A 25,915-nucleotide genomic window follows, 5' to 3' on the forward strand; every position below is an offset into this window, starting at 1 on the left:
TGCACACAGCGCCTGTTAAGGACAGTTTAATTATGACAACATCAGTTATAAGTGTTGACTAAAAAAGATGATTTATTGAGAAAGCGATTATGCGTCCTCTGGCCTGAATAAATGGATGGGTAAAGTGAGGCGTACGGGGGCTAATAAGTTGGAAAAAGCCAATGACCGGGAGGGAGCAAAATGTCCACTACCATTAGTCCAGCGCGTCAGTCGCCCGGCACTAAATACGAGCTCACCAGCGAAATAAACTCCGCGTTCCCTTTCTATTATCACTCCCCCTTTTTTATGTTCACAGATACCCGTAAGAGAAGTATATCCATGGACATTTTGATAATCTGCCTTGCCGCAAATAACAGCCCCCGGAGCATCATCCATGATAGCAAACACCCAGCCACCTCCATTTGGTACAAGGGTGCGTTGAGGATCCATTATATTAACAAGTTTATAATTTCCCGCCGCCTCACGGATAACTTCATAAACATATAACGGATTAGCGGGCTCCTGATCGACACATTTAGGGTCGATCACTTTCATCATTTTGCGTTTAAGCAACATGCTGTTCAATTTTGAATATTGCTGTTTTTCAATCACTTAATACCATCCATGATAAATTTTAAAAAACCGTCAGCCTCATACTTTAATCACCATTTCCAGGTTAAAGCTGGACAGGTCGATAAACTTCGCCATATCGCGGCTTTCCGCACGAGGTAAATACGGAATTTCACCGAGCAGCGGTGCGGAAATATTGGCGCTGAGCGCATCAATCGTTTCCTGGTAGTGAGCCAGACAGGGATTAATGCGGTTCGCCACCCAACCAAGCAGTGGTAAACCATCCGCAATAATCGCCTGCGCGGTTAATAACGCATGGCTGACACAACCTTCCTGAATACCTACCACTAATACTACCGGCATATTTTGCTGGCGGACCCAGTCCGAATATAAAAGATGCGGTGTGATCAATGTTCTCCAGCCGTCGCACCCTTCAACTACAACGGAGTCAGCCTCCTTACGCATGAAATTAAGACCGTTAGTCATTATTTCAAAAACATTTTCAGGGACCTGGCTGGCATAAATATCTTCATCAGCTAATGCCAGCGGAGTTATTTTATTAAAAGGATAAGAAATTGAAGATGACTGCTGGAGCGTTACCGCATCTTTATTTCGAACCCCGTCGGCCAGCTCCTGACTGCCTGTTGCAATAGGTTTATAGCCTAAAACGCAGCGATCCTGCGCGGCTAAAGCCTGAAGCAAGGCACGTGTGACAATGGTTTTACCTACACGGGCATCCGTACCCGTGACGAAAAAGTGCGTTAACATGGAATTCAGGCTCCGGGATCTCTCCGTCTTATTGAAAGATAGTCTCCGGTAAGAACACACCGCCAGAGACAAAGTCACGACAGAAAGTCTAGGCGATGCGGGATGAGAGCGGTTTGCGTTAGCGCAATGTTTTGTTGACTGTCCATGCAGTTAATGCCGAGGGCTTATATTTTTTTATTTACCAACACAGGTTAATGATATATCCCAATTAATGGGAATTATGACAGGGCGGCAAGGAAGAAAGTCCCGATGCGCTGACGAAGATCAAGGATTCGGGCGAACAAATGCAGCCAATGCAGAAGTAACTTCAATTTTGCAGGATATTAGCCTTGCAGTAATTTAATTAACAGGGATCCGCTATATAACGCATCTTTCACTAACGCCGCGCCGGGCATCGTTCCCTGATTATAGAATTGTGTCGATTCAAGTTTGATATTTTCGCTATAGGCGGGAAGCGATTGCTGCTGAATACAGGACATTATCGCGGGATGGAGAATATCCTGAGATAAATTCAGCGGTGAGCCGATCAGCACTTTCTCCGGATTAAACAGATTAACCATGATCGCCAGAATGCGTCCAACGCTTTGTCCGACGCTGATGATCACATCACGCGCTAGCTGATCGCCACGGTTTGCTGCATCACACACGGCCTCGATAGTCAGCGACACACCATGCAGTAAGCTGGCCGGAACCGGGACCGTTAACCGCTGACGAACCAGATCAAGAATGCTGTCAGTGCTGGCGACAGTTTCAAGGCAACCGTGATTGCCGCAATAACAGCGCTTGCCGTAAGGATCGACCTGCGTATGGCCGATTTCCGCCACACTGCTGCTGCCCGCGTGCAACACGCGCCCGCCCGTGATCACCCCGGCTCCGACGTTGTGATCAATCACCACCTGTACCACATTTTTACAGCCCCGGGAGGCACCGTATAGCAACTCGGCCAGCGTCCAGGCACCGATATCGTGCTGCACATACACCGGCAAACCGGTGTGCTCAGACAGCGTGTCGCCCAGCGGCATATCAAACACGTCATGATAAAACGGCATGCGGTGCACAATGCCACGCCGTGCGTCGATCATGCCCGGTAAGGTAATGGCGATGGCGGTGAGACGTTCGAGTTTGCGCTGATGACGGATAAAAAACTGATCGATTTCCGAAATAATACGTTTAAGCAGAGGTTGCGACGCCTGTTCCGGCAGCGGGAGGACTTCTTCTACCACCAGTTTACTGCTGAGATCACGCAGACCCAGGGTAATGGAACCGAGGCTGATACGTGCTGAAAGATAATGCCAGGCCTGCGTATCGAGCGCTAAACCAATGGCCGGACGCCCGCGGCTACCGGGATCCTGAAATTCAGTTTCCAGCACCAGATGCGCCTGGATTAACTCACGAACTATCTTGGTGATACTGGCAGGAGCCAGTTGTGCTTTTTTTGACAATTCAATGCGCGAAATAGGACCAAACTGATCTATCAGGCGGTACACAGCACCGACATTGGTTTGTTTTATCTGATCTATATGTCCTGGTTGCCCGTCGGGGATCACTCAAGGAACTCCTGTTATTTTCGCGCTTCAAAATAAAGATTAGGGCTATGTTGGAGTTTTTGTTATATGTCGTCAACTATTTGATTCGTTATGTGATTTGGTGCACAAATTGCGCGAAAACACGCTCAGAATTGACTGGAAATACAGCATCTTCTGACTTCGCCTCCTTATTCTTCGTGTAACAACAAATCCATAAATGCCCGGGCTGCGGCAGTCGCAGGACGCCGTGCGTGATTCACCAGCCAAAGCGCTGTCGTGCCCTGTAGCGTGCCAAATCGCAAATACCTCACCCCTTCAACCTGAATACGCAGATAAGAAGCGGGCAGAATTGACACCCCGAGACCGGCCGCGACCAGGCCGATAATGGTCAGCGGTTCGCCGACTTCCTGAGTGATATACGGCGTGATCCCCTGCACTTTGAGCTGGCCGAGTATATCGTCGTAAAGCGACGTGCCGACATCTTTGGAGAAAAACACAAAAGGCTGATCGGCAAGGTGCTGAAAAGTCAGTTCACCCTCTTTAAGCGCATTCAGCGGATGGTCTTTGTGCACCACAGCAATCAGCGGCTCGGACAGCACAAGATGGTGTTCCAGCTCCTCCGGTAACTCGCCATTACGCATAATGCCCAGATCCAGTTTTCCCTCCAGTAACGGTTCGATCTGCTGTTTGCTGTTGAGCTGCTCAATGCGAATATTGACATCCGGATAGGTCAGACGAAAACGGTGCAAGGTGCGGGAAACACGACGTAAAAACGGTGCCGAAGAGGTCAGCCCGAGGGTCAGATTGCCAGACTCGCCGCGATGAATGCGTGCCGCCTGAGCGGACGCCTCACCGACACGCTGCAAAATCTGCCGGGCTTCCGGCAGAAACGCCTGTCCCGCCTGCGTCAGCCGCACGCTGCGGTTGTTGCGGTAAAACAGCGCGGCGCCGAGATGGGTTTCCAGCGCCTGAATTTGCTGGCTCAGCGGCGGCTGGGACATGTGCAGACGTTCCGCTGCCCGGCCAAAATGCAGTTCCTCGGCAACAGCGATGAAATAACGTAAATGACGCAGTTCGATGTGGTTCATGATGTGGATTAATTCGCCCGATTGATACTTTAAACATATCGTTTTTGACTGATTAATATATTAGACAATAAACCTCGCAGCGTTAAAATTCTTATACATTTTAAAATTAAGTTTTACAGCCCCCGTATTAAGGACTTCCAGTGAAAACCTCCCGGCGGATTTCCGCTGCACCAGCCAGTGATTCAGTTAACGACGACGAGTTAAATCCTGAAACCCCCGTCGCCCGCTCCGGACTTAAAACTCCTTTTATCAAACGTGGTACGCCGCAATTTATCCGCGTCACCCTTGCGCTGTTTTCAGCGGGTCTGGCGACGTTTGCCCTGCTGTATTGCGTCCAGCCAATTCTGCCGGTGTTGTCGCATGATTTCGGCGTTTCACCGGCCACCAGCAGCCTGTCGTTGTCGTTGTCCACCGGTTTAATGGCGATTGGCCTGCTGTTCACCGGGCCAGTTTCTGATGCCGTCGGGCGTAAATCAGTAATGGTGGTGGCGTTATTTCTCGCTGCGGGCTGCACGCTGGTCTGTTCCTTTATGCAAAGCTGGGATGGCATTCTCATCATGCGTGCGCTGATCGGCCTGTCGCTGAGCGGCGTGGCGGCAGTCGCCATGACTTATCTCAGTGAGGAAATCCACCCGAGCGTGGTCGCTTTCTCGATGGGCTTATACATCAGCGGAAATTCTATCGGCGGCATGAGCGGACGTTTAGTCAGCGGCGTGCTGACGGATTTCTTCTCCTGGCGTATCGCCGTTGCCGTCGTTGGTTTCTTCGCTTTCGCGGCGGCAATTATGTTCTGGCGCATTCTGCCGCCGTCAAAACATTTCCGGGCAAGCTCGCTGAAACCACGCAAGCTGCTGATTAACTTCAAGCTGCACTGGCGCGACAGCGGCTTGCCGCTACTTTTCGCCGAAGGTTTCCTGCTGATGGGGAGTTTCGTGACCATGTTTAACTACATCGGTTACCGTCTGCTTTCATCGCCCTACAATCTGAGCCAGGCGATTGTCGGCATTATCTCTGTGGTCTATCTGATGGGTACCTACAGCTCGCCGAAAGCCGGTGCGCTGACCGGTGTTTATGGCCGCGGCCCGGTGCTGATCGGCGCAACAGCGCTCATGCTGCTGGGGATTTTGATCACCGCCTTCTCGCCGGTCTGGCTGATTTTCATCGGTATGATCCTGGTTACCGGCGGGTTCTTCGCCGCCCACTCCGTCGCCAGCGGCTGGATCGGGCGTCGTGCACGCCGCGCAAAAGGACAGGCTTCCTCGTTATACCTTTTCAGTTATTACGCAGGGTCGAGCGTCGCCGGGACATCAGGCGGATTCTTCTGGCACTCATTTGGCTGGTACGGGATTACCGGGTTTATCAGTTTGATGCTGATTGCCGGTGTCGGTGTCGGCTTTAAGCTGATGAGCTTATCTGAGGCGAAAGCGGTTTAACTTGTTTGCTCCTCACCCTTCGCAGGGGGAGGAGCAAACCCAAAATCTACTCCCCTAATTTCCCCATCCGCCGCTGGCTATCTCCCTCAAACAACTGCATTCGTGCAGTATCAATCTGTACCCACACGCGATCCCCCGGCGCGGCACCCGATCTCACCATGCTGTAAACACTCAGGCTTTCACGGCCAAATTTACCGTGGATCAGTTCGCTCAGACCGGTCGGTTCAATCAGCGTGATGTCCAGCGGCACGGCGCCCGGCGCACCCTCTTCGCACAGCACAATGGCTTCAGGGCGGACGCCATAAATCACCTCTGAACCACTTTGCAGATTCATGATTGAAGGATCCACCGGCAACGTTAATTCCGGCGTAATCCGTAACTGCGGTGCAGAATCACCCAGTTCCAGTGTGCCGTTGATGAAATTCATTGAAGGCGACCCGATAAAGCTGGCAACGAATTTATTGGCCGGTGTGTCGTACAGTTCCAGCGGCGTGCCGACCTGCTGGATCAGGCCATGATTAAGCACCACGATACGGTCGGCGAGCGTCATGGCTTCGACCTGATCGTGCGTCACATAAACAATGGTGTTTTTCATTCTCTGATGCAGGCTTTTGATTTCAATCCTCATCTGCCCGCGTAACTGCGCATCCAGGTTGGAAAGCGGTTCATCGAACAAAAACACCTGCGGTTCGCGCACGATCGCCCTGCCCATTGCCACCCGCTGACGCTGCCCGCCGGAAAGCTCTTTCGGGCGGCGATGCAGCAGCGCGGTCAGTCCGAGGATATCGGCAGCTTTATTTACCGCAGCCTCAATCTCCGCTTTCGGGCGTTTTTGCACTTCGAGGCTGAAGCCCATGTTGCGCGCCACGGTCATGTGCGGATACAACGCATAACTCTGGAATACCATTGAAATGTCACGGTCTTTCGGCGCCACCTGATTCATCAGACGCGAACCAATATGAATGTCCCCCGCCGTCGCCAGTTCCAGCCCGGCGATGGTGCGCAGCAGGGTCGATTTACCGCAACCGGACGGCCCGACCAGCACCACAAACTCGCCGTCTTTAATGGTCAGGTTGATATGTCGCAACACTTCGACATTTTCGTAACGTTTTTGAAGATCGGAAATCGTAATCTGAGCCATAAAATTATCCTTTAACCGCACCCGCAGTCAGCCCCTGAACCAGGTAACGCTGAATGAACGCAAAGAACAGACAGGCAGGAATGAGCGCCAGCACGGCCGCCGCCATCATGTCGCCCCATGAAACCGCGAATTTCGACACAAAACTGAGTAAGCCAACCGGGAACGTCATCACCTCGTTTTTGTTGATGAGCATCAGCGAGAACAACAATTCGCTCCACGCGGCGGTAAACACGAAACCTAACGTTGCCGCCATGCCCGGTAACGTCAGCGGGATGATGACTTTGCGCAGCGCCATAAAGCGGCTGCACCCTTCCAGCATCGCGGACTCTTCCAGATCCTTCGGAATGCTGTCGAAAAACGACTGCATCAGGAACGTGGCAAAAGGGACGTTAAAGGCGGTGTAAATCAGCACCAGCCCCAGCAGGCTGTTGGTCAGGCCGAGCGGTGCCATTACTTTGTAAATTGGCGCGAGGATCATCACCAGCGGGAACATCTGCGTAAACAGCAGCAACGCGGCCATCACCGTTTTGCCGCGAAAACTGAAACGGGAAAATGCAAAGCCTGCACCGGCAGCAATGATCGTGGTCAGAAATGCCGTGCCGAATGACACAATCAGACTGTTGAAGAAATACAGTGGAAACTGGCTTTCCGTAAACACCCGCTGAAAATGTGTCAGCGTCATCTCACCCGGCCACATCCGCACGCCTTCGCTGTAGAGCAGTTTGTCCGGTGTGATTGAGATTTTGATCAGCCAGTAAATCGGGAACAGCGCGAACACCAGGTAAAACAAAATCCCCAGCCGGTGTCCGCCCTTGCGCAGCCACGCGTTGAATGACAATGCGTTCATATGAGCCTCCTTATTTCAGCAACTGATGGCGGATGCGCAGTAAAACCAGCGCGTAAAGCGTCATCAGCACCAGCAGGAACACCGCCATCGCCGACGCATAACCAAAGTCGAGTTTGCGGTACGCAGTGGTGAAGATGAAACTCGACAGAATCGAGGTGGAATTCGCCGGGCCGCCGTCAGTCATCACCACAATCAGGTCGGCGAAATTCGCAATCCAGATGGTGCGCAGCATCACCGTGATGGCAATCATCGGTGCCAGAAACGGCAGTGTAACTTTGCGAAACTGCTGCCAGCCGGTCGCCCCGTCCATTGCCGCCGCTTCGTACAAATCTTTCGGAATCGACTGCAACGCCGCCAGCAACGTTATGGCGAAAAACGGAATGCCGAACCAGACGTTGGCCACCACCGGGCCGTACAGCGCCAGTTGCGGATCAGACAGAATATTGTACGGCTCGGAAATGATATGCAGATCAGCCAGCCAGTAAGGCAGTACGCCAATCACCGGATTGAGCAACCACGCCCAGGTCAGGCCGGAGAGAAACGCCGGAACCGCCCACGGCAGAAACACCAGCGCCTGCACCCAGCGGCGGCCGGGAAACTCACGGTTGAGCAATAAGGCTAACCCCAGCCCCAGCGCGAACTGCAACACCAGTGAAGTCAGTGTCCAGTTGAAGGTATGGCGCAGCGCAGCATAGAAATGCCGGTCATCAAACATGGTGCGGAAGTTATCCAGCCCGACCCAGCCGGTATCGAAAGGGTTAAGCAACTGGATGTTCTGAAAAGCATAGGAAATACCGATGGCCATCGGAACAAAGATAAACAGGCCGATCAGCACCAGCGTCGGGCTGAGATAAACCCAGGGTTCCAGCAGCGCCCGCAAACGCGGGAAGCGCGGCACGGCAGCGGTGTCTGGCGGTGAAACTTCCAACATCATGACGCGTCTCCGTTGAGAAGAATATCGAACTCCGGCAGCAGATTCGCGCCGGAGTTATCCGGTTTACTTTTGCGCAGCCAGCCAGGCTTTCTGTTCTTTGGTCAGGTATTTCGCCCAGTCTTTCACCATGCTTTCGGTGTCGTTCTGGCCGAGCAGCGCTTCCTGCGAACTGTCTTTCACAATCACCGAGTTGAAATAGCCCCAGCCTTTGAGGTGCGTTGGCATAGTCAGCGGGATGTAATCCGGGCTATTCAGCTCGGCAAACCAGCCTGCAAACTGCGGCGCGTGGTAATACGCATCCTGCTCTGCGCCCTTATAAATCGGTAAGGTGCCGACAAATTTCGACCAGGTGAGGTTGTTTTCTTTGTTACTGAGGAAGGAAATCAGATCCCAGCTTTGATCCTGATGTTTGCCCTGTTTGAACATCGACCAGCCGGTATAACCGATGGTCGGATAGGCTTTGCCGTTCGGCCCGAGCGGCATTGGCGCGACCGAGAAATCGTCAGGATTCATGCTGTTTTTGATGGCGATCAGCGCGTCCGGATCCTGATCGAGCATTGCGCATTTACCGGAATAGAATCCGGAGACGATTTCGTTAAAGCCCCAGTTGACGCTGTCTTTTGGCGCATAACCCTTCTGGTACATATCCACCAGGAATTGCGCACCTTTAATCGCACCAGGTTTGGTCAGCGTGCTGTTGCCCTCTTTGTCGAAGAAGTCCGGCGAGCCGTTCATCGCCGCCATAAACATCATCCAGGCATTCGTACCGCCGACGCCGCCGCGCATGCAATAACCGCTGATGCCGTTACCCAGCGCGCTGATTTTCTTCGCATCCGCCATAAACTCGTCCATGGTTTTCGGCGCCTCGGTCAGACCCGCCTGCTGGAAGAGTTTTTTGTTCCAGAACATGGCCCGCAGATAAAAACCGTACGGGATCATGGTGGCGGTGCCGCCGGAAGAACGCGCCATGGTCAGCGTTTTGTCAGTCAGATCCGGCGTGCCCGACCAGCCTTTCAGCCGCGGTTCGAGATCAGCCAGCATGCCGTTACTGGCATACAGCCCTTGCCAGGTGTCCGGCATTTCCACCACATCCGGGTATTGTCCGCTCTGGATCATGGTGCCAAGCTTTTCAAACGCCTGTCCCCACGGCAGCGACACCACGTCGATCTCGACATCAGGGTGCTGCGTTTTGTAAGCGGTTAACATTTTTTGCAGCATTTCAGTACGCGCCGGGCTGGTGATCACTTCCACCAGCGTCAGTTTGGTGGCGGCAAAACTGGCGCAGGAAAACAGGCTGACGCTGAGCGCCAGCAGGCTGAGCACATGACGTTTCGGGTGTCGCATAATCTTGATTCTCCACGGTGAAAAAAGTCGGAACACAGGAACGGTCTTTGAACAAAGGCCTCAGGAACAGGCGCTTTCGATGGCGTTTTTCAGGTCACGCCATAAATCTTCGGTCTCTTCCAGCCCGATAGAAATGCGGATCACGCGGGGCGACACACCGAAATCTATTGCCGAGTTGAATTCGCCCGCCTGATTCAGCACAGAAATGGCTGGCATCACCAGACTTTCGAAACCGCCCCAACTGACCCCCATACGGAACAGGTTCAGCGCGTTACAGAACGTCGGAATATCGATGCCTTCGCTCAGCTCAAAGGAGAACAAACCGCTGTAGCCGGTCAGCGTGGAAGTCGGCAACGGGTCAAGTCCCGGATGATTCACCTGCGTGATGCGCGAATAGCCCTGCAACCGGCGCGCCAGTTCCAGCGCACTTTCGTGATGCTGGCGCATACGCAGCGGCAGCGTGCGCAGGCCGCGCAGCAGCAGCCAGGCTTCATTGGCAGAAAGTTTGCCGCCTAAAAACGGGCTGATATAACGACTGATGGCGCTGATGCGTTCCTGGCTGGAAATCACCAGCCCGGCGACCACGTCGCTGTGCCCGCTGATGTATTTCGACGCGGAATGAATGACCAGATCGATGCCCGCAGCCAGTGGCTTCTGGAAAATCGGCGACGCCCAGCTATTGTCGATCATCGTTATTACGCCGTATTTTTTCGCCAGTTCCGCGATGGCCCGCAGATTTTGTTCGCCCATCACCCAACTGTTCGGGCTTTCGAGATACAGCAGTTTCGCGCCCTGCATCGCCTCTTCCAGCGCGGGCAGTGAACCGCCATCGACAAACTGTGATTCAATCTGAAAACGGGTGCAGAAACCGCGCAGGAAACGGTAGGTGTCCGGGTAGACGTGATTCACGCACACCACTTTATCGCCGGGACCGGCCACGCTGAGAATGGCGTTACTGATCGCCGCCATGCCGCTGCCGAACGCCAGACAAGCTTCGCCGCCTTCGAGTTGCGCCACTTTTTTCTGCAATTCGACGACGGTCGGGTTATCAACGCGGGAATACAAAGCATGGTCGCTGTCGCCGCGAAAACGGGCAATCATGCTGTCATAATCAGTGAAACTGAATAACGAAGACTGATAGATGGGCGGCGAAATCGCTCCGCGATCGTGGCGGGCGTCGTGCACTAAACGGGTGTTTTCCCCTAACTCAACAGGCTGGCTCTTATCATCTTGCTGCATTGATCACTTCCTTCATGTCACGTTCAGTTATGTTCAGAATGTCGTTGCTTAGCCTGCGCGCGTTTTCCGGTTCACGGCGCGCAATGGCTTCAAATAACATGCGATGCAGCGGAAAAGAGTCGCTGAACAGCGCCTGCTCAGGCGGCGATTCAAAAAAGGCATGCAGCAGGTCATAAATGCCGCCGACCATTTGCAGCAGCAGCGGATTGTGCGCCGCGCTGTAGATTGCCGCGTGAAACTGCCAGTCTTCTGCCCCGGCGGAACCGACGCTCAGATGGACTTTTTCCATCACATCCAGCTTCTGTTCGATAAACAGCAAATCGCTTTCCGTCGCACGTACCGCCGCCAGCGCGGAAGCCTCGCATTCAATGATCCGGCGCACTTCCAGTGCATGAAGCATGGTGGCTGAGTCATTCTTAAAGCGCAGGGACAGAAAGCTGTCGTTGGCGGTAATTTCAGACTGCAAAAACGTGCCGCTGCCTTTTTTGCGCACGATAATCCCCAGCGCTTCCCAGCGTTTCAGCGCCTCGCGTACGGTGTTACGGCTCACCGCCAGCCCTTCGGCCAGCACGCGCTCAGGCGGCAATTTCTCGCCGATACGGGTGCCGGACTGCGCCACATAGCGGGTCAGCGCATCGAGCACCAGCGTGTCGCTTTGTTGTGGCGCAATCGGATGCAATAAATTTATGTCGCCGTTCATTGGCTTCTCCGCACTTTGGCTTGTGCAAACATCGGCCATAATTGGCCCAACAACTCAACCTGTGGACCACTTTGCAATTTATCTGCCAGTTTTAAAAACAACCGTTAAGCGAATGATTTACAGACACAATGAGTAAATTTCATCCCAAACGGGAAAGCAGCGACAAGATCGCGGTGGTGCAAAAACATGGAGTTTTGTTACGACGCTGTGCAGGAAATGTTCTGTGATGTAGCACGGGATGAATTGACGCCCACGTGTGCAAATGATAATTGTTATCATGTAAATTCATCCCGTCAGGCAGGTTGGAATGACACCGAACACTGAATCCTCCGCAGCAGCGTCCTGCTGCATCGTCGGCGGTGGCCCCGCAGGATTAATGCTGGGATATCTTCTGGCGCGAAAGGGAATTGACGTCACCGTGCTGGAAAAGCACAGCGACTTTTTACGCGATTTTCGCGGCGATACCATTCATCCGTCTACACTGGACATCATCTGGCAACTGGGTTTTCTCGACGAATTCCTCGCCCTGCCGCATCAGCGCGCTGAAAAGCTTTTTGGCGAGATCAACGGCCAGGAAACCACGCTGGCGGATTTCAGTCATCTGCCGACGCAGTGCAAATTTATCGCTTTTATGCCGCAGTGGGATTTTCTCAACTTCATCGCCAGCAAGGCTGCGCAACTGCCCAATTTCCGGCTGATTCATAACGCGCAGGTCCTGTCATTGCTGGAGGATAAATGCCAGGTATCCGGCGTTCTTGCTGAAGTGAATGGCGAAACGCAGCATTTTGATGCGGATCTGGTCGTCGGTTGCGACGGGCGTAATTCCATCGTGCGCGAACAGGCCGGGATGGAAATCCGCCGTTATGGCGCGCCACGTGACGTGTTATGGCTGAAAATTCCCAAACGTCCGGATGATCCTCAGTGGTCGATGGGGCATCGCGGGCCAAAGAAAAACTTCATCATGATCGACCGGGGTGATTACTGGCAGTGTGGGTATTCGATCCCGAAAGACAGCCTGGATGCGCTCAAAGCACAGGGCATCGCGCCTTTTCTCGACCTGCTGGCGGAAGTGTCGCCGTTAGAGCGCCAGCGCTTAGCCGACGATATTCTCAGCTGGGAAAACGTACGCTTGCTGGTGATCCGCATCGACCGTCTCAAAGAATGGGCTAAACCGGGTCTGTTGTGCATCGGCGACGCGGCACATGCAATGTCACCGATTGGCGGCGTCGGCGTGAATCTGGCGATTCAGGATGCGGTGGCGACAGCGAATATCATCACTGAACCGCTGAAGGCCGGACGCCTGACGCTGCGACACTTAAAACGTATCCAGCGCCGCCGCGCGTTCCCGACGTGGGCGACGCAGGCATTACAGATCATGATCAGTAAAGCAGGACAGAAACAAAGGAAGCGTGCCCCTTCACGGCTGGAAGCGTGGCTGCGCGGGCGGAAATTTATACCTTTCCTGTTTGGACGCCTCATCGGCGTGGGATTTTATCGGGAAATCCCGAAGCTTTGATTTTTCAGGCAAACGTATTGATGTGCACGGTCAACTCCCTCCCCTGCGAAGGGGAGGGTTGGGGTGGGGTATTAAAGCGAAATTAATAAGTTGAAGTTTGCTCAAACGCGGTGTAAGCCCGTAAAACCCCCTCCCGCCTCCCCCTTCGCAGGGGGAGGAGCCGTACCGAATCCTCTTCTGAACAGGCATCACAAATTTAAATATTCCCCGCTTTTTCATCACCCATAATTGATAAGCGTCATAACGCCCGGTGAACTATTTCGGCAAAGTGCCCGCCTTTCACTTGGATCCAAATTTAATCTCGGGGAACACAATAATGCTGGAATTACTGATCGGGCTGGTAGTCGCCGTCTTTGTCGGCCGCTATATCATTAAAGGCTATTCACCCACCGGCGTTCTGATGGTCGGCGGCTTATTATTGCTGATTATCAGCGCCATCATGGGTCACAGCATCCTGCCGGAAGGCACCAAAAGTACCGGCTGGAATGCGACAGATATCGTTGAGTACGTCAAAATTCTGCTGATGAGCCGCGGTGGCGATCTGGGGATGATGATCATGATGCTGTGCGGTTTCGCAGCCTATATGACCCATATTGGTGCCAACGATGTGGTCGTCAAACTGGCGTCGCGCCCGTTACAGATGATCAATTCACCGTACATTCTGATGGTTGCGGCGTATATTCTGGCGTGTCTGATGTCCCTGGCCGTGTCTTCGGCGACCGGTCTGGGCGTGTTACTGATGGCAACGTTGTTCCCGATTATGGTTAACGTCGGCATCAGCCGGGGCGCGGCGGCGGCGATTTGTGCGTCTCCTGCGGCGATCATTCTTTCCCCTACCTCAGGTGATGTGGTGCTGGCGGCGCAGGCGGCGAATATGCCGCTGGTGGATTTTGCCTTTAAAGTCACCCTGCCGATTTCGATTGCTGCCATCGCGGCGATGGCGGTCGCGCACTTCTTCTGGCAACGCTATCTGGATAAACGCGATACCTCCGTGCTGGCAGATGCTGTCGATTCCAATGCTGACGATGTCATTGAAACCAATGCTCCGGCTTTCTACGCTATTTTGCCTTTCACGCCGATTATCGGTGTGCTGATTTTTGACGGTAAATGGGGACCCAATCTGCATATCATCACCATTCTGGTGATTTGTATGTTACTGACCGCCCTGATTGAAACCGTGCGTAACCGTAACGGCAAAGCGGTATTCGCCGGACTGGACGTGGCTTATCGCGGCATGGCGGATGCATTCGCCAACGTGGTGATGCTGCTGGTCGCGGCGGGCGTGTTTGCTCAGGGGCTGAGCACCGTCGGGTTCATCAGCAGCCTGATAGGACTGGCGCAAAACTTTGGCTCCGGCAGCATCGTCATGATGCTGGTGCTGGTAGTCATCACCGTGCTCGCCGCCATGACCACCGGCTCCGGTAATGCTTCGTTTTACGCCTTCGTCGAACTTATCCCGAAACTGGCCGCGAAAATGGGCATCAACCCGGAATATCTGGTCATCCCGATGTTGCAGGCATCCAACCTGGGTCGCACTATTTCCCCTGTTTCGGGCGTCATAGTGGCCGTGGCCGGTATGGCAAAAATATCGCCTTTCGAAGTCGTCAAACGCACGTCCGTTCCCGTGCTGGTTGGCCTGATTGTGGTAATTGTCGCCACCGAAATTCTGGTGCCGGTGCATTAAAGCCTTTCTATTTAAATCCCCTTCCTGAGCGAAGGGGATCATTGATCACATAAATACGATAACGAGAATGCCTCTCACAGGTTAAGCTACTGCGCCTTGAAGGTCGGGGAAGTTTCCCTGTGCTGATTTGATAGCAAAACCAGCGTGAGAAAAGCTTTTATGTTGAATAATCCGGGTTATAAACGTATTGGCGGGTGGCTACTGGCCCCGATGGCGTATCTGATTGTGACGCTGCTGAGCGTGGTATTAATGCTGTTTCTGTTTTCAATGGCGTTATTTATGCCGGAATCGCGCGAATATCTCATCACCAACTCCCAGGCATTTACCCTGCAATGGTATTTCTCGGTGGTGACCACGTTAGCGATGGGGTTATTTACCGTCGCGGTATTGCTGCAATTCTGTAAGCGCGCCAGCGTGTTACCCAAAATGTATATTATCTGGTTATTGTGCACAGTACTTCTGGCGGTAAAAGCCTTTGCATTCTCACCGGTTACCGATGATTTGGCCGTGCGTAACTTATTGTTACCTTTATTGGCCGCCGCCGTCTTTGTGCCTTATTTCAAGCGCTCACTGCGGGTAAAAGAAACCTTCACGGAATAACCCTGAGGTTTTTAATGTTTATTATGTCCGGGCAATTGTCATGACCTCTTATTTATTACTTTTTGTCGGCACTGTGCTGGTAAATAACTTCGTACTGGTTAAGTTTCTTGGCCTGTGCCCGTTTATGGGCGTTTCCAAAAAACTGGAATCCGCTATCGGTATGGGTCTCGCCACCACATTTGTGATCACCCTGTCGAATATCTGCTCGTGGATCGTCAACACTTTCGTTCTGATGCCGCTGGGGCTGGTCTATCTGCGCACTATGGCCTTTATTCTGGTGATCGCGGTTGTTGTGCAGTTCACCGAAATGGTGGTGCGCAAAACCAGCCCGTCTCTGTACCGCCTGCTGGGCATCTTCCTGCCGCTTATCACCACCAACTGCGCCGTGCTCGGTGTGGCGCTGCTGAACATCAACCAGCAATTCAACTTTATGCAATCTGCGCTGTACGGTTTCGCTGCGTCACTGGGCTTCTCGCTGGTGATGGTGCTGTTTGCCGCTATCCGTGAACGTCTGGTGGTGGCTGACGTCCCGGCACCGTTCAAAGGTTCTTCGATTGCGCTGGTCACGGCTGGCCTGATGTCATTAGCCTTTATGGGCTTCACAGGTCTGGTGAAATTCTAATGTTTGAATTATGGGTAGCGATTGGCGCGCTGACCGCTCTGGCGCTGGTTTTTGGCCTGCTGCTGGGTTACGCCTCGCGCCGTTTTGCCGTGGAAGGCAACCCGGTTGTCGATCAGATTGACGATATCCTGCCGCAAAGCCAGTGTGCGCAATGTGGCTATCCCGGCTGCAAGCCTTACGCCGAAGCGGTCGCCAATGGTGACAACATCAATAAATGCGTGCCGGGCGGCGAAGCCGTCATGCTCAAGCTGGCGACCTTGCTTAACGTTGAGCCGCAGCCGATGGGTGAAGACGCTGCGGCTGCTGTCCCGGTGCGTAAAGTCGCCTATATCGACGAGAGCAATTGCATCGGCTGCACCAAGTGTATTCAGGCCTGTCCGGTGGATGCCATCGTGGGTGCCACCCGCGCCGTACACACCGTGATTACTGATTTATGTACCGGCTGTGACCTGTGCGTCGCGCCGTGCCCGACGGACTGCATCGAAATGCTGCCAGTAAAAACCACCACCGCAAACTGGAAGTGGGATTTGAAATCCATTCCGGTTCAGGTCATCCATGCGGAGTAACATGTTTAATCTGTTTGCGGCGCTCAAAAAAGACAAAGTCTGGGACTTCGACGGCGGTATTCATCCGCCGGAAATGAAGACTCAGTCGAGCCACGTTCCGCTGCGCAACGTGCCGCTGCCTGAGCGCTTTATCATCCCCCTTCAGCAACACCTTGGCCCTGAAGGCGAGCTGTGTGTGAAAGCCGGCGACCCTGTGTTAAAAGGTCAGCCGCTGACCACTGGCCGTGGCCGTACCGTGCCGGTTCACGCGCCGACGTCGGGCGTGATCACGGCCATCGAACCGCACATCACCGCGCACCCTTCCGGTCTGAAAGAACTCTGTGTGCTGATTGAAGCCGACGGCCTTGATACCTGGTGCGAACGCGAATTCATTGCCGATTACCGCCAGCTTTCTGCTGATGAACTGAATCAGCGCATCAGTCAGGCCGGTATTGCCGGGCTGGGTGGCGCAGGCTTCCCGACCGCCAGCAAATTAGCCGGTGGCCTGACATCGACCCGCACACTGATCCTCAACGCGGCCGAATGTGAGCCTTACATCACTGCCGATGACCGGCTGATGCAGGAACATGCCATGGAAATTCTCCAGGGCACGCGCATCCTCTGCCACATGTTGCATCCTGAACGGGTGCTGATCGGCATCGAAGACAACAAACCTGAAGCGATTGCCGCGCTTAAAGCCGCGATCAGCGCTGAAATCTCCGACGGAGTGCGTTTCGAACTGCGGGTCATTCCGACCAAATACCCGTCCGGCGGTGCCAAACAGCTGACCAAAATCCTGACCGGCCTCGAAGTGCCGAAAGGCCATCACTCGTCGTCCATCGGCGTACTGATGCAAAACGTCGGCACCGTGTTTGCCATTAAACGCGCAATCATTGACGGCGAACCGTTGATCGAACGCGTGGTCACGCTGACCGGCGAAGCGATGGCAAAACCGGGTAACGTCTGGGCGCGTCTGGGCACGCCGATTGAACACCTGATGCAGGAAGGCCAGTTACAACCGCAGGGCGATAAAAAGATGGTGATCATGGGCGGCCCGCTGATGGGCTTCACCCTGCCATCGCTCAATGTGCCTGTGGTCAAAATTTCCAACTGTCTGCTCGCGCCGTCTGACGCCGAACTGGGTCAGCCGGAGCCGGAAGAAGCCTGTATCCGTTGCAGCCTGTGCGCGGAATCCTGTCCGGCCGGTTTACTGCCTCAGCAACTTTACTGGTTCAGTAAAGGTGAAGAACACGAAAAAGCGCGCAAGCATAATCTGTTCGACTGCATCGAATGCGGCGCCTGTGCCTATGTCTGTCCGAGCAATATTCCGCTGGTGCAATATTACCGTCAGGAAAAGGCCGAAATCCGTGCCATCGATGCAGAGACTGCCCGGGCCACCGAAGCCAAAGCCCGTTTCGAAGCCAAACAGGCGCGTATGGAACGTGAGAAATTAGCGCGTGAAGAGAAACATCAGAAAGCGGCAGTGAAGCTGGACGACGTCGCAGCAAAAGAAGTACCTGTCGCTGAAAAAGCCACGGAACAACAGGCCGAAGCCGATCCGCGCAAAGCGGCGCTGGCCGCTGCCATTGCCCGTGCGAAAGCGAAGAAAGCCGCCGCTGAGCAGGAAATCCCGGTGGCTTCTGAGCCGGTGCCTGAAACGCCGCCATCTGCAGAAGACGATCGTAAGGCCGCCGTGGCAGCCGCTCTTGCCCGCGTGAAAGCGAAGAAAGCCAGTAATAACGGCGTTGTCGTGGAAGCCAAAGAAAGCGAACTGAACGTTGCACCACAGCCCTCCGCTGACGACGATCGCAAAGCTGCTGTCGCCGCCGGCATTGCCCGCGTGAAAGCCAAAAAGGCCGCTGCTGCGCAACCTGCGGGCACTGAAGAAAACGTGACAACGTCACCTGCACAGCCTTCCGCAGACGACAAACGCAAGGCGGCGGTGGCGGCTGCCATCGCGCGTGCCAAAGCCAAAAAAGCCGCTGCGCTGAGTGAAGCGCAGGACGCTGAACCGGAAGAAAAAGAAACATCACAACAAGAAAGCGATCCACGCAAAGCCGCTGTAGCGGCTGCGATCGCCCGAGTTAAGGCCCGTAAAGCCGCTCAGACAATGTCGAACGAGGAATAGATGGCCTTCAGGATTGCAAGTTCACCTTTTACGCATAATCGCCAGAACACCAGTACCATCATGATGATGGTGATTCTGGCGTGTATTCCCGGCCTGCTCGCTCAGGTCTGGTTCTTCGGTTACGGCACGCTGATTCAGCTGACGCTCGCTATCGTCATTGCCCTGCTGGCAGAAGGCGCGGTGTTACAGTTGCGCAAACTGCCGGTGAAAAAACGCCTGGGCGATAACAGTGCCCTGCTGACAGCCGTTTTGCTGGGTATCAGCCTGCCGCCGCTGGGCCCGTGGTGGATGGTGGTGCTCGGCACGATTTTCGCCATCATCATCGCCAAACAACTTTACGGGGGTCTTGGTCAGAATCCGTTTAACCCGGCCATGGTAGGTTATGTGGTGCTGCTGATTTCTTTCCCGGTTCAGATGACAACCTGGCTGCCGCCGGATGTTTTACAGCATCATCACGTCGGATTCACCGACACGCTGCTGACCATTTTCACCGGCCATAACAGTCAGGATCTGACCGCGTATCAGTTGAACATGAACGTGGATGGCGTGACGCAGGCGACACCACTGGATGCATTTAAAACCGGTTTGCGCTCCGGCCATACCGCCGATCAGATCCTCGGGACGCCGCTGTTTAGCGGCACACTGGCCGGTCTCGGCTGGCAGTGGATTAACCTCGGATTCCTGGCCGGTGGCCTGTTCCTGATGTGGCGCAAAATCATCAGCTGGCATATTCCGGCCGCCATGTTAGGCATGCTGGTCATTTGCGCAGGTATCGCGTGGGGTCTGGCACCGGAAAACTATCCTTCACCGCTGATCGGACTGTTCTCCGGCGCGACGATGCTGGGCGCGTTCTTTATTGCCACGGATCCGGTGACGGCATCCACCACCCCGAAAGGCCGCCTGATTTTCGGGGGACTGATTGGTTTACTGGTGTGGCTGATCCGCAGTTACGGCGGTTATCCGGATGGTGTCGCTTTTGCCGTTTTACTGGCCAATATCACCGTGCCGCTGATTGATCACTACACACAACCACGCGTTTACGGGCATCGCTGAGGAAGAATTATGTTAGCTACAATGCGACGCCACGGCCTGATCCTGGCTTTCTTTGGCGCACTGATGACCGGTATGACGGCACTGGTCAACCTGATGACCAAGCCGACCATTGAACATCAGGCGCTGTTACAGCAAAAAACGCTGTTTGATCAGGTGATCCCGGCCAGCGTGTACGACAACGATATGCAAAACGAATGTTACAACGTCACTGATGAGTCACTTGGCAGCATGGCACCGCACCGTCTGTATCTGGCGCGCAAAAATGGTCAGCCGGTGGCTGCCGTGGTTGAAACCACCGCGCCTGACGGCTATTCCGGTGCGATTCAGTTGCTGGTGGCGGCTGATTTTCATGGCAAAGTTTACGGTTCCCGCGTGCTGGAACAGCACGAAACGCCGGGGCTGGGTGACAAAATTGAAGTGCGCATTTCCGACTGGATCAAACATTTCGCCAATCAGACCGTCAATGGTGCAAGCGATGAGCGCTGGGCGGTGAAGAAAGACGGCGGTATGTTTGATCAGTTTACCGGTGCGACCATTACACCGCGCGCCGTCGTCCGCTCGGTAAAACGTACGGCGCTGTTTATCGGGACGGTACCGTCTCAGCTTTCCCACCTCACCCCTTGTGGAGCCCGTGATGAGTGAAGCCAAAAAGATAATCGTTCAGGGTCTGTGGACCAATAACTCCTCGCTGGTGCAGTTGCTGGGGCTTTGTCCGCTGCTGGCCGTGACGTCGACTGCCACCAATGCCCTCGGTTTAGGGCTGGCGACCACGCTGGTGCTGACCTGTACCAACGCCATGATTTCCGCATTCCGTAAGTGGATCCCGGATGAAATCCGCATCCCGATTTACGTGCTGATTATCGCCTCGGTGGTCAGTACCGTGCAGATGCTGATCAACGCCTACGCGTTCGGTCTGTATCAGGCGCTGGGGATTTTTATTCCGCTGATTGTGACCAACTGCATTGTGGTCGGACGTGCCGAAGCCTGCGCCGCCAGCAGCCCTGTGCATCTGGCTGCCCTCGACGGTGCCATGACAGGTCTCGGGGCAACCTGCGCAATGTTTGTGCTGGGTTCAATGCGTGAAATTCTCGGCAGCGGCGTGCTGTTCAATGGCGCTGATTTGTTGCTCGGCAGTTGGGCGAAAGTGCTGCGCGTCGAAGTGCTGCATCTGGATAACCCGTTCCTGCTGGCAATGCTGCCGCCGGGCGCATTTATCGGCCTCGGTCTGCTGCTGGCCGGCAAATATCTGATTGATCAGCGTATGAAAGCACGGCAAGCGGCACAGCACGTTGTGGTGGAAGAAAGCCTGCCAAAGGGAAGCGTTCATGAATAAGGAAAAACGCACCGAAATTCTCAGCCGTTTGCGCGATAACAATCCGCATCCCACTACCGAACTGGTGTACACCACCCCGTTCGAACTGCTGATTTCGGTATTACTTTCTGCGCAGGCTACCGATGTCAGCGTGAACAAGGCGACAGCAAAGCTGTATCCGGTCGCCAACACGCCGGAATCGGTTCTGGCGCTTGGCGTGGACGGCGTAAAGGAATACATCAAAACCATTGGCCTGTTTAATGCCAAAGCGGAGAACGTGATTAAAACCTGCCGTATTTTGCTGGAAAAACACCATGGTGAAGTGCCGGAAGACCGCGCCGCGCTTGAAGCGCTGCCTGGCGTTGGCCGCAAAACCGCCAACGTAGTGCTCAATACCGCCTTCGGCTGGCCGACCATTGCCGTGGATACGCATATTTTCCGCGTCTGTAACCGCACGAAGTTCGCGCCGGGTAAAACCGTGGATGACGTCGAAGAGAAATTGCTGAAAGTGGTTCCGGCCGAGTTCAAGCTCGACTGCCACCACTGGCTGATCCTGCATGGCCGCTATACCTGCATTGCACGTAAGCCGCGGTGCGGGTCATGTTTGATCGAAGATTTGTGCGAGAGTAAAGAGAAGGTTTATGCGGAGTGAAAGGGGGTTCCCTTTGGATCCCTTTAAATGGCTTTAAAAGCTTTAAAAGCTTTAAATAGAATTGAGTAAATTTCGGTTTCTCAATAACGGTTATCACACGGCCTTTCGTGCCGAAACCGACCAGAGGGGAAAGGCTTTTCCCCTCTGAACTCCCCTCGCTTTTTCAAACATGTGATCCGCGCGCTGGCTATGTTTCAGCAACCGCAGCGACAGGCTGGAAATCTTGCCGCTGCGCGGTTCCTTCGTTTCGGGATTGCAGCCTATGGTCTGCAACCTCTCATTCAGCAAGCTTTCTGAATCGCCCGCAGGATCTTAAATTCAAAAAACAAAATTACTCTGTTTTAGAGAGTTCAATGGCGTGCTCAAAATCCAGCTGAACGGAGCGGCTTCGAGACCTGTGGCTCGAAGACCGAGAGAAGGTAGTGCGCAGCACCTGGATTTGCGCCACTCATCAATACAGCAGAACATGTCCCTTGCGCCAGCGGAGCGCGCAGTGAAAAAGCGCGGAGTCCAGAGGCCCGCGCGTTACCGGGTCTCTGGTCGGTGTGGGCCGATGCCCACGGTGTTGACCTTGAATTTGAATTTGAAGTTAAAAGCCGCCATTGCAGCGGCCTCTGCAATCAAATAAACGATTTCGCCTGCTTCAGCACCACATCACAGGCTTTGGTTTTCACTTTCTCTTTCACCTGCGTCAGCCCGCTCCCCAGATTATTCAGATCCACACTTTGATCTTTACCGGTTTTCAGCAAACCACCCAGACCCTGCTGATAATCCTGGCTTTCAGCACCCTCTGCTGTCTGGATGCCCAGCTTGCTCAGCAACTGATCTTTCACATTCTCAGTGCTGGCTTTGGAAAGTACGTTGTTCTTCACGCAGTACTGCAACACACCTGCGACGTTGTTCGCGCTGGTCGACGTCAGGGCACTGTCGCCGCCACTGAGCAGCGAGGTCAGCGAAGACGTGGTGCCGGCAGAACCGGTTTTGCTGCTGGTGCCATTCAGTCCTTCGTTGGCGGCCTGCTGCAGTTGTCCCAGAAGATTATTCGAAGCCTGTGCACCTGCTGAAAGCAAAATACCCGCAGAGGCCATCGCCAGAACAACGGCTTTCAATGTTTTCATGTCTTACTCCATCCATTTCACATAAGTATTGCGGCAAAGCTTGGGCTGAAAGTTTCATTACATCAATAGGAATACCGGACAGAACGTCTTTATTGCGCCACATTTGACGACTTGTTAAGCGCCTGCTGCGCCAGCCAAAGCCCGGCGGCGGTGAAGAAATGCTGCGCCAGCGGCGTTGCCCTGCCCGCTTCGGCGACGACCAGCGCGGCATGACGACTCATCGGCGTGATATCCAGCGGGCAACGTTTCAGTGCAGGATGCATTTCATCAATCAGATGTCCACGCGGCACCAGCGCACAGCCAATTCCGACAAACACGCCCTGCATCAGCTGGAAAATAGACGTGCTTTCCAGCCGCGGATGCAGCTCAAGTCCGGCCTGGCGGAAGAAATTATCCAGATACCGGCGGAAATAGCGGCTCGGTTCAGACAGACACAACGGCAGCGCGGCAACCTGTTCGGCGGTTATCCGTTCAATGCCCTGTAACTGCGGGAAATGATCCGGGTGATACACCACGTCAACACCGCCGTCATCGAGCGGCACCAGCTGGAAGCGCAGCTCATTGAGCGTCGAGAACTCAAAGAAACCGATACCGACATCCACCGAATGGCTGCTCAGCGCTTCAATCAACTGATCAGCACTGACTTCTGCCACGCGGTAATCCAGTCCCGGATGCGCTTCGCTGACCGCCTTAATCAGTTGCGCCAGCGACACGCTGCATTGCGGCATCACGCCGATACGCAATGTCCCGCTCATGCCCTGTTTCAGCGATTCGACTTCCAGTTTCAGGCCTTCATAGACAGCCACGATTTCCCGCGCCCAGCTCAGCACCCGCAGACCTTCTGCGGTAAAACCTTCGAAGTTATTACCGCGATTGATCAGATTCAGGTCGAGCTCTTTTTCGAGGTTTTTGAGACGCATCGACAGCGTCGGCTGGCTGACAAAGCTGGCTTCCGCCGCCCTGCCAAAATGCCGTTCGCGTTCGAGGTTACAGAGATAGATAAGTTGTTTGATATCCAATTTATTTTCTAATTCAGCCGGTTGTTATGCCTTATCGATTGCTGCTGATTATAAGCCAAAGTCATGATAATGACGCAGCGGATTAAAACCGGCTAAGGCATCCTGACGTTGTTTGCGGGCGCGACGGGCCAGTGCATAGGCCGGATCGCCGTTGAAACCGTGGAATCCGCCCGGATAGATGCTGAATTCCACCGGCACGCCAGCGCGGATTAACCGGCGGGCATAGTCGATGTTTTCATCGAGGAACAAATCAATTGAGCCGACGCCAATCCAGGCCGGTGGTAATCCGCTCAGATCCTCTGCGCGGGCAGCCGCAGCGTAGCAGGAAATATCCGGCAAACCGGCTTCGTGACCGAGGTAGGCGTGCCAGCCGAAACGGTTGTCCTCGCGCGTCCAGGAGAATTCGCCGGTCACCGGATTCGGGTTGGGATCGGTCACAGTGCGGTCGTCGAGCATCGGATACATCAGGTTTTGAAACGCCAGTGTCGGACCGCCCCGGTCGCGGGTCAGCAGCGCCAGAGAGGCCGCCAGCCCGGCACCGGCGCTGTCACCCATCACACCGATATGTGCAGGGTCAATACCCAACGCCTCTGCCTGTGCGGTCATCCAGATCAGCGCGGCATAACAATCTTCCAGCGGGCCGGGGAATGGCGTTTCCGGCGCGAGACGGTAATCTACCGATACAATGACGCATTCGTGCTGTGCCGTCGTCGGGCGGGTCAGCGGCATCGACTGTTCAGGGCTGCCCAGCACATAACCGCCACCGTGAATATGCAGAATACCCATCCGGCCTTTCCGTTCATGCTGCGGCGAAATCACCACGACACGCACCGCTGGCGCATTTTCGCCACCTGAAATGTGATGCTGACTAACCGTTACCGGCAACCCATCATCCTGTAACAGACTTTCCAGCGCCGCCGTCTGACGTTGCTCGCGCATGGCAGGCAGAACGGAGGCTGCAAGCACGCGTTCTGGCATCAGATCCAGTAACGGGCGCAGTTCGGGGTCAACAAGGTGGGCAGTTTTCATGGCGGGATCCATTTATCCGTTTATCATCCCGTCATTTATAACGCCTTGAGCCGGTTTTAAAAAGTCTGAATTGTTATTGCTTATGACTGATTACGTTAAGATTTTTTAGGAGGTTAAGCCCATAACCCCGTGAATGCCCATATAAATCCCCACCAGCGCGATCAGCACACTGGAAAAATAAGGCGCCCGGCGCGCCAGCGTGTTTAAACCGCTCCAGCGTTTAGCCGCCTGGCGGACACTGACGGCAGCCGCCACGCCTACAGTTACCAGCGTCAGCGCCAGTCCGATGCTGAAACACACCACCATCGTCGCTCCCAGCGCCAGTTGTTTAAGCTGGATGCAGATCAGCAGCACGGTAATGGCGGCCGGGCACGGGATCAGCCCGCCGGTCAGACCGAAAAATAAAATCTGCCCGTTAGTCACTTCCGTGCTGGCAAAACGTCGCTCAATATCGCTGGCGTGCGCCAGTTCATGGGCGTCCTGATATTCCTGCGGCGACAGGCTGATACGCTTCATGCCGCGCAGGTTATTAAGTCCCCGGGGCTGAACGTGACGCTGAACATTCGCATGCGTGCGGGAATGTCCGTGATGATGGTCATGATCAGCATGATGCCCGTGCGCGTGCTCCTTCTTCCAGAGTTGTTCACCACGAAATGTACGCCAGAACATCCATGCCGCCGTGCCCAGGATGATGACCGCAGACACCAGTTGCAACCACGGCTCGACAGCCTCTGCGGTGAACCGGTTGCTGAGATACATGCCGCCAAACGCGATGATCCAGACAATCGCAGTATGCGAAACCGTGGCCGCCAGCCCCAGTAAAATAGCCTGCCGGACAGTGCCTTTAATCGCAATGATAAAGGCGGCCATCATGGTTTTCGAATGGCCGGGCTCAAGCCCGTGCAAAATCCCCAGCAATATGGCGCTGGGTATAAAGATCCACGCATTTCCCTGCTGTAAAAGGGTAGAAAAGTCATTCATGTTAATGATTCCCGATAAGGTAGGCGCTGGGATTCTACTCCCCCCCAGTATTAAATACACCCCCCCAGTATCCACAAAATGATATGA

Annotated in this window: 25 protein-coding genes; 11 read left to right on the top strand and 14 right to left on the bottom strand. The window is 54.3% G+C overall.

Translation table 11 applies throughout. The features are described from left to right. Positions 1–87: 87 nt before the first annotated feature. From ABIC79_RS01160 to ABIC79_RS01175, 4 genes are all read right to left on the bottom strand, one after another. Positions 88–591, bottom strand: coding sequence for a hypothetical protein (locus ABIC79_RS01160; protein ID WP_119261608.1), 504 nt, complete (start codon positions 589–591; stop codon positions 88–90). A gap of 39 nt (positions 592–630) precedes the next feature. Next, positions 631–1,317: a dethiobiotin synthase gene (gene bioD, locus ABIC79_RS01165; RefSeq protein WP_119261607.1), complete on the bottom strand. Its 687-nt coding sequence runs from the start codon at positions 1,315–1,317 to the stop codon at positions 631–633. Positions 1,318–1,640: 323 nt separating this feature from the next. Continuing rightward, positions 1,641–2,864, bottom strand: coding sequence for a sugar metabolism global transcriptional regulator Mlc (mlc, locus tag ABIC79_RS01170; protein WP_013575443.1), 1,224 nt, complete (start codon positions 2,862–2,864; stop codon positions 1,641–1,643). Between the two features lie 167 nt (positions 2,865–3,031). Next, the gene (locus ABIC79_RS01175) at positions 3,032–3,931 is read right to left on the bottom strand and encodes a LysR family transcriptional regulator (RefSeq protein ID WP_013575442.1); all 900 of its coding nucleotides are present in this window, start codon (positions 3,929–3,931) and stop codon (positions 3,032–3,034) included. 140 nt (positions 3,932–4,071) lie between these two features. On the opposite strand from ABIC79_RS01175, the gene ABIC79_RS01180 reads away from it, so the two are divergent. Beyond that, complete coding sequence (locus tag ABIC79_RS01180) at positions 4,072–5,364, top strand: MFS transporter (protein WP_013575441.1); 1,293 nt, start codon at positions 4,072–4,074, stop codon at positions 5,362–5,364. Between the two features lie 46 nt (positions 5,365–5,410). On the opposite strand, the gene ABIC79_RS01185 is transcribed toward ABIC79_RS01180, so the two are convergent. The 6 genes from ABIC79_RS01185 to ABIC79_RS01210 form a co-directional block, all read right to left on the bottom strand. Beyond that, the gene (locus ABIC79_RS01185) at positions 5,411–6,505 is read right to left on the bottom strand and encodes an ABC transporter ATP-binding protein (RefSeq protein ID WP_013575440.1); all 1,095 of its coding nucleotides are present in this window, start codon (positions 6,503–6,505) and stop codon (positions 5,411–5,413) included. Positions 6,506–6,509: 4 nt separating this feature from the next. Beyond that, a complete protein-coding gene (locus ABIC79_RS01190) occupies positions 6,510–7,352 on the bottom strand; it encodes a carbohydrate ABC transporter permease (RefSeq protein WP_013575439.1) in 843 nt (280 codons plus the stop codon). 10 nt (positions 7,353–7,362) lie between these two features. Next, positions 7,363–8,286, bottom strand: a complete 924-nt coding sequence (locus ABIC79_RS01195) for a carbohydrate ABC transporter permease (protein ID WP_013575438.1) — start codon at positions 8,284–8,286, stop codon at positions 7,363–7,365. 63 nt (positions 8,287–8,349) lie between these two features. Continuing rightward, a complete protein-coding gene (locus ABIC79_RS01200; protein WP_354566478.1) occupies positions 8,350–9,630 on the bottom strand; it encodes an ABC transporter substrate-binding protein in 1,281 nt (426 codons plus the stop codon). Positions 9,631–9,690: 60 nt separating this feature from the next. Beyond that, positions 9,691–10,869 carry an aminotransferase class I/II-fold pyridoxal phosphate-dependent enzyme gene (locus tag ABIC79_RS01205; RefSeq protein WP_013575436.1) on the bottom strand — a complete coding sequence of 393 codons (1,179 nt, stop codon included), beginning with the start codon at positions 10,867–10,869 and terminating at the stop codon, positions 9,691–9,693. After that, positions 10,856–11,569, bottom strand: a complete 714-nt coding sequence (locus tag ABIC79_RS01210) for a FadR/GntR family transcriptional regulator (RefSeq protein ID WP_013575435.1) — start codon at positions 11,567–11,569, stop codon at positions 10,856–10,858. The genes ABIC79_RS01205 and ABIC79_RS01210 overlap by 14 nt, the downstream gene beginning before the upstream one ends. Before the next feature lie 307 nt (positions 11,570–11,876). On the opposite strand from ABIC79_RS01210, the gene ABIC79_RS01215 reads away from it, so the two are divergent. The 10 genes from ABIC79_RS01215 to nth all read left to right on the top strand — a co-directional run bounded on the left by ABIC79_RS01215 (position 11,877) and on the right by nth (position 21,681). Next, on the top strand, positions 11,877–13,085 hold the full coding sequence (locus ABIC79_RS01215) for an FAD-dependent oxidoreductase (protein ID WP_354566479.1): 1,209 nt from the start codon (positions 11,877–11,879) through the stop codon (positions 13,083–13,085). A 316-nt stretch (positions 13,086–13,401) separates the two neighbouring features. Further along, a complete protein-coding gene (gene dcuC, locus ABIC79_RS01220) occupies positions 13,402–14,769 on the top strand; it encodes an anaerobic C4-dicarboxylate transporter DcuC (RefSeq protein ID WP_013575433.1) in 1,368 nt (455 codons plus the stop codon). Positions 14,770–14,928: 159 nt separating this feature from the next. Continuing rightward, positions 14,929–15,369, top strand: coding sequence for a DUF2569 domain-containing protein (locus ABIC79_RS01225; protein ID WP_013575432.1), 441 nt, complete (start codon positions 14,929–14,931; stop codon positions 15,367–15,369). 40 nt (positions 15,370–15,409) lie between these two features. Continuing rightward, entirely contained in the window at positions 15,410–15,991 is a 582-nt protein-coding gene (gene rsxA / locus ABIC79_RS01230; RefSeq protein ID WP_013575431.1) for an electron transport complex subunit RsxA, read from the top strand. Next, on the top strand, positions 15,991–16,557 hold the full coding sequence (gene rsxB, locus ABIC79_RS01235; protein ID WP_013575430.1) for an electron transport complex subunit RsxB: 567 nt from the start codon (positions 15,991–15,993) through the stop codon (positions 16,555–16,557). The genes rsxA and rsxB overlap by 1 nt, the downstream gene beginning before the upstream one ends. Position 16,558: 1 nt before the next feature. Then, positions 16,559–18,664: an electron transport complex subunit RsxC gene (gene rsxC / locus ABIC79_RS01240; RefSeq protein WP_354566480.1), complete on the top strand. Its 2,106-nt coding sequence runs from the start codon at positions 16,559–16,561 to the stop codon at positions 18,662–18,664. Next, positions 18,665–19,717: an electron transport complex subunit RsxD gene (gene rsxD / locus ABIC79_RS01245; RefSeq protein ID WP_013575428.1), complete on the top strand. Its 1,053-nt coding sequence runs from the start codon at positions 18,665–18,667 to the stop codon at positions 19,715–19,717. A 9-nt stretch (positions 19,718–19,726) separates the two neighbouring features. Next, a complete protein-coding gene (gene rsxG, locus ABIC79_RS01250) occupies positions 19,727–20,359 on the top strand; it encodes an electron transport complex subunit RsxG (protein ID WP_013575427.1) in 633 nt (210 codons plus the stop codon). Further along, positions 20,352–21,050: an electron transport complex subunit E gene (locus tag ABIC79_RS01255; RefSeq protein ID WP_112152219.1), complete on the top strand. Its 699-nt coding sequence runs from the start codon at positions 20,352–20,354 to the stop codon at positions 21,048–21,050. Before rsxG ends, ABIC79_RS01255 begins: the two co-directional genes overlap by 8 nt. Beyond that, on the top strand, positions 21,043–21,681 hold the full coding sequence (nth, locus tag ABIC79_RS01260; protein ID WP_013575425.1) for an endonuclease III: 639 nt from the start codon (positions 21,043–21,045) through the stop codon (positions 21,679–21,681). The genes ABIC79_RS01255 and nth overlap by 8 nt, the downstream gene beginning before the upstream one ends. 620 nt (positions 21,682–22,301) lie before the next feature. Here nth and ABIC79_RS01265 read toward each other — a convergent pair. From ABIC79_RS01265 to ABIC79_RS01280, 4 genes are all read right to left on the bottom strand, one after another. Then, positions 22,302–22,799, bottom strand: a complete 498-nt coding sequence (locus tag ABIC79_RS01265; protein WP_037033961.1) for a YjjA family protein — start codon at positions 22,797–22,799, stop codon at positions 22,302–22,304. 89 nt (positions 22,800–22,888) lie between these two features. Then, positions 22,889–23,818 (bottom strand): LysR family transcriptional regulator, encoded by a 930-nt coding sequence (locus ABIC79_RS01270; RefSeq protein WP_013575423.1) that lies wholly within the window; start codon positions 23,816–23,818, stop codon positions 22,889–22,891. Positions 23,819–23,866: 48 nt separating this feature from the next. Next, positions 23,867–24,847 carry an alpha/beta hydrolase gene (locus ABIC79_RS01275; RefSeq protein WP_314523004.1) on the bottom strand — a complete coding sequence of 327 codons (981 nt, stop codon included), beginning with the start codon at positions 24,845–24,847 and terminating at the stop codon, positions 23,867–23,869. Positions 24,848–24,952: 105 nt separating this feature from the next. After that, complete coding sequence (locus tag ABIC79_RS01280) at positions 24,953–25,828, bottom strand: nickel/cobalt efflux protein RcnA (RefSeq protein WP_013575421.1); 876 nt, start codon at positions 25,826–25,828, stop codon at positions 24,953–24,955. Positions 25,829–25,915: the final 87 nt, after the last annotated feature.

Source organism: Rahnella sp. 2050, from assembly GCF_040544515.1.
GTDB lineage: Bacteria > Pseudomonadota > Gammaproteobacteria > Enterobacterales > Enterobacteriaceae > Rahnella > Rahnella aceris.

Excerpts from the sequence above, each read along its gene's own strand:
- bioD (WP_119261607.1), bottom strand. The coding sequence starts at position 1,317 with ATGTTAACGCACTTTTTCGTCACGGGTACGGATGCCCGTGTAGGTAAA.
- ABIC79_RS01175 (WP_013575442.1), bottom strand. The coding sequence starts at position 3,931 with ATGAACCACATCGAACTGCGTCATTTACGTTATTTCATCGCTGTTGCC.
- ABIC79_RS01185 (WP_013575440.1), bottom strand. The coding sequence starts at position 6,505 with ATGGCTCAGATTACGATTTCCGATCTTCAAAAACGTTACGAAAATGTC.
- ABIC79_RS01190 (WP_013575439.1), bottom strand. The coding sequence starts at position 7,352 with ATGAACGCATTGTCATTCAACGCGTGGCTGCGCAAGGGCGGACACCGG.
- ABIC79_RS01195 (WP_013575438.1), bottom strand. The coding sequence starts at position 8,286 with ATGATGTTGGAAGTTTCACCGCCAGACACCGCTGCCGTGCCGCGCTTC.
- ABIC79_RS01200 (WP_354566478.1), bottom strand. The coding sequence starts at position 9,630 with ATGCGACACCCGAAACGTCATGTGCTCAGCCTGCTGGCGCTCAGCGTC.
- ABIC79_RS01205 (WP_013575436.1), bottom strand. The coding sequence starts at position 10,869 with ATGCAGCAAGATGATAAGAGCCAGCCTGTTGAGTTAGGGGAAAACACC.
- ABIC79_RS01210 (WP_013575435.1), bottom strand. The coding sequence starts at position 11,569 with ATGAACGGCGACATAAATTTATTGCATCCGATTGCGCCACAACAAAGC.
- ABIC79_RS01215 (WP_354566479.1), top strand. The coding sequence starts at position 11,877 with ATGACACCGAACACTGAATCCTCCGCAGCAGCGTCCTGCTGCATCGTC.
- dcuC (WP_013575433.1), top strand. The coding sequence starts at position 13,402 with ATGCTGGAATTACTGATCGGGCTGGTAGTCGCCGTCTTTGTCGGCCGC.
- ABIC79_RS01225 (WP_013575432.1), top strand. The coding sequence starts at position 14,929 with ATGTTGAATAATCCGGGTTATAAACGTATTGGCGGGTGGCTACTGGCC.
- rsxA (WP_013575431.1), top strand. The coding sequence starts at position 15,410 with ATGACCTCTTATTTATTACTTTTTGTCGGCACTGTGCTGGTAAATAAC.
- rsxB (WP_013575430.1), top strand. The coding sequence starts at position 15,991 with ATGTTTGAATTATGGGTAGCGATTGGCGCGCTGACCGCTCTGGCGCTG.
- rsxC (WP_354566480.1), top strand. The coding sequence starts at position 16,559 with ATGTTTAATCTGTTTGCGGCGCTCAAAAAAGACAAAGTCTGGGACTTC.
- rsxD (WP_013575428.1), top strand. The coding sequence starts at position 18,665 with ATGGCCTTCAGGATTGCAAGTTCACCTTTTACGCATAATCGCCAGAAC.
- rsxG (WP_013575427.1), top strand. The coding sequence starts at position 19,727 with ATGTTAGCTACAATGCGACGCCACGGCCTGATCCTGGCTTTCTTTGGC.
- ABIC79_RS01255 (WP_112152219.1), top strand. The coding sequence starts at position 20,352 with ATGAGTGAAGCCAAAAAGATAATCGTTCAGGGTCTGTGGACCAATAAC.
- nth (WP_013575425.1), top strand. The coding sequence starts at position 21,043 with ATGAATAAGGAAAAACGCACCGAAATTCTCAGCCGTTTGCGCGATAAC.
- ABIC79_RS01265 (WP_037033961.1), bottom strand. The coding sequence starts at position 22,799 with ATGAAAACATTGAAAGCCGTTGTTCTGGCGATGGCCTCTGCGGGTATT.
- ABIC79_RS01275 (WP_314523004.1), bottom strand. The coding sequence starts at position 24,847 with ATGAAAACTGCCCACCTTGTTGACCCCGAACTGCGCCCGTTACTGGAT.
- ABIC79_RS01280 (WP_013575421.1), bottom strand. The coding sequence starts at position 25,828 with ATGAATGACTTTTCTACCCTTTTACAGCAGGGAAATGCGTGGATCTTT.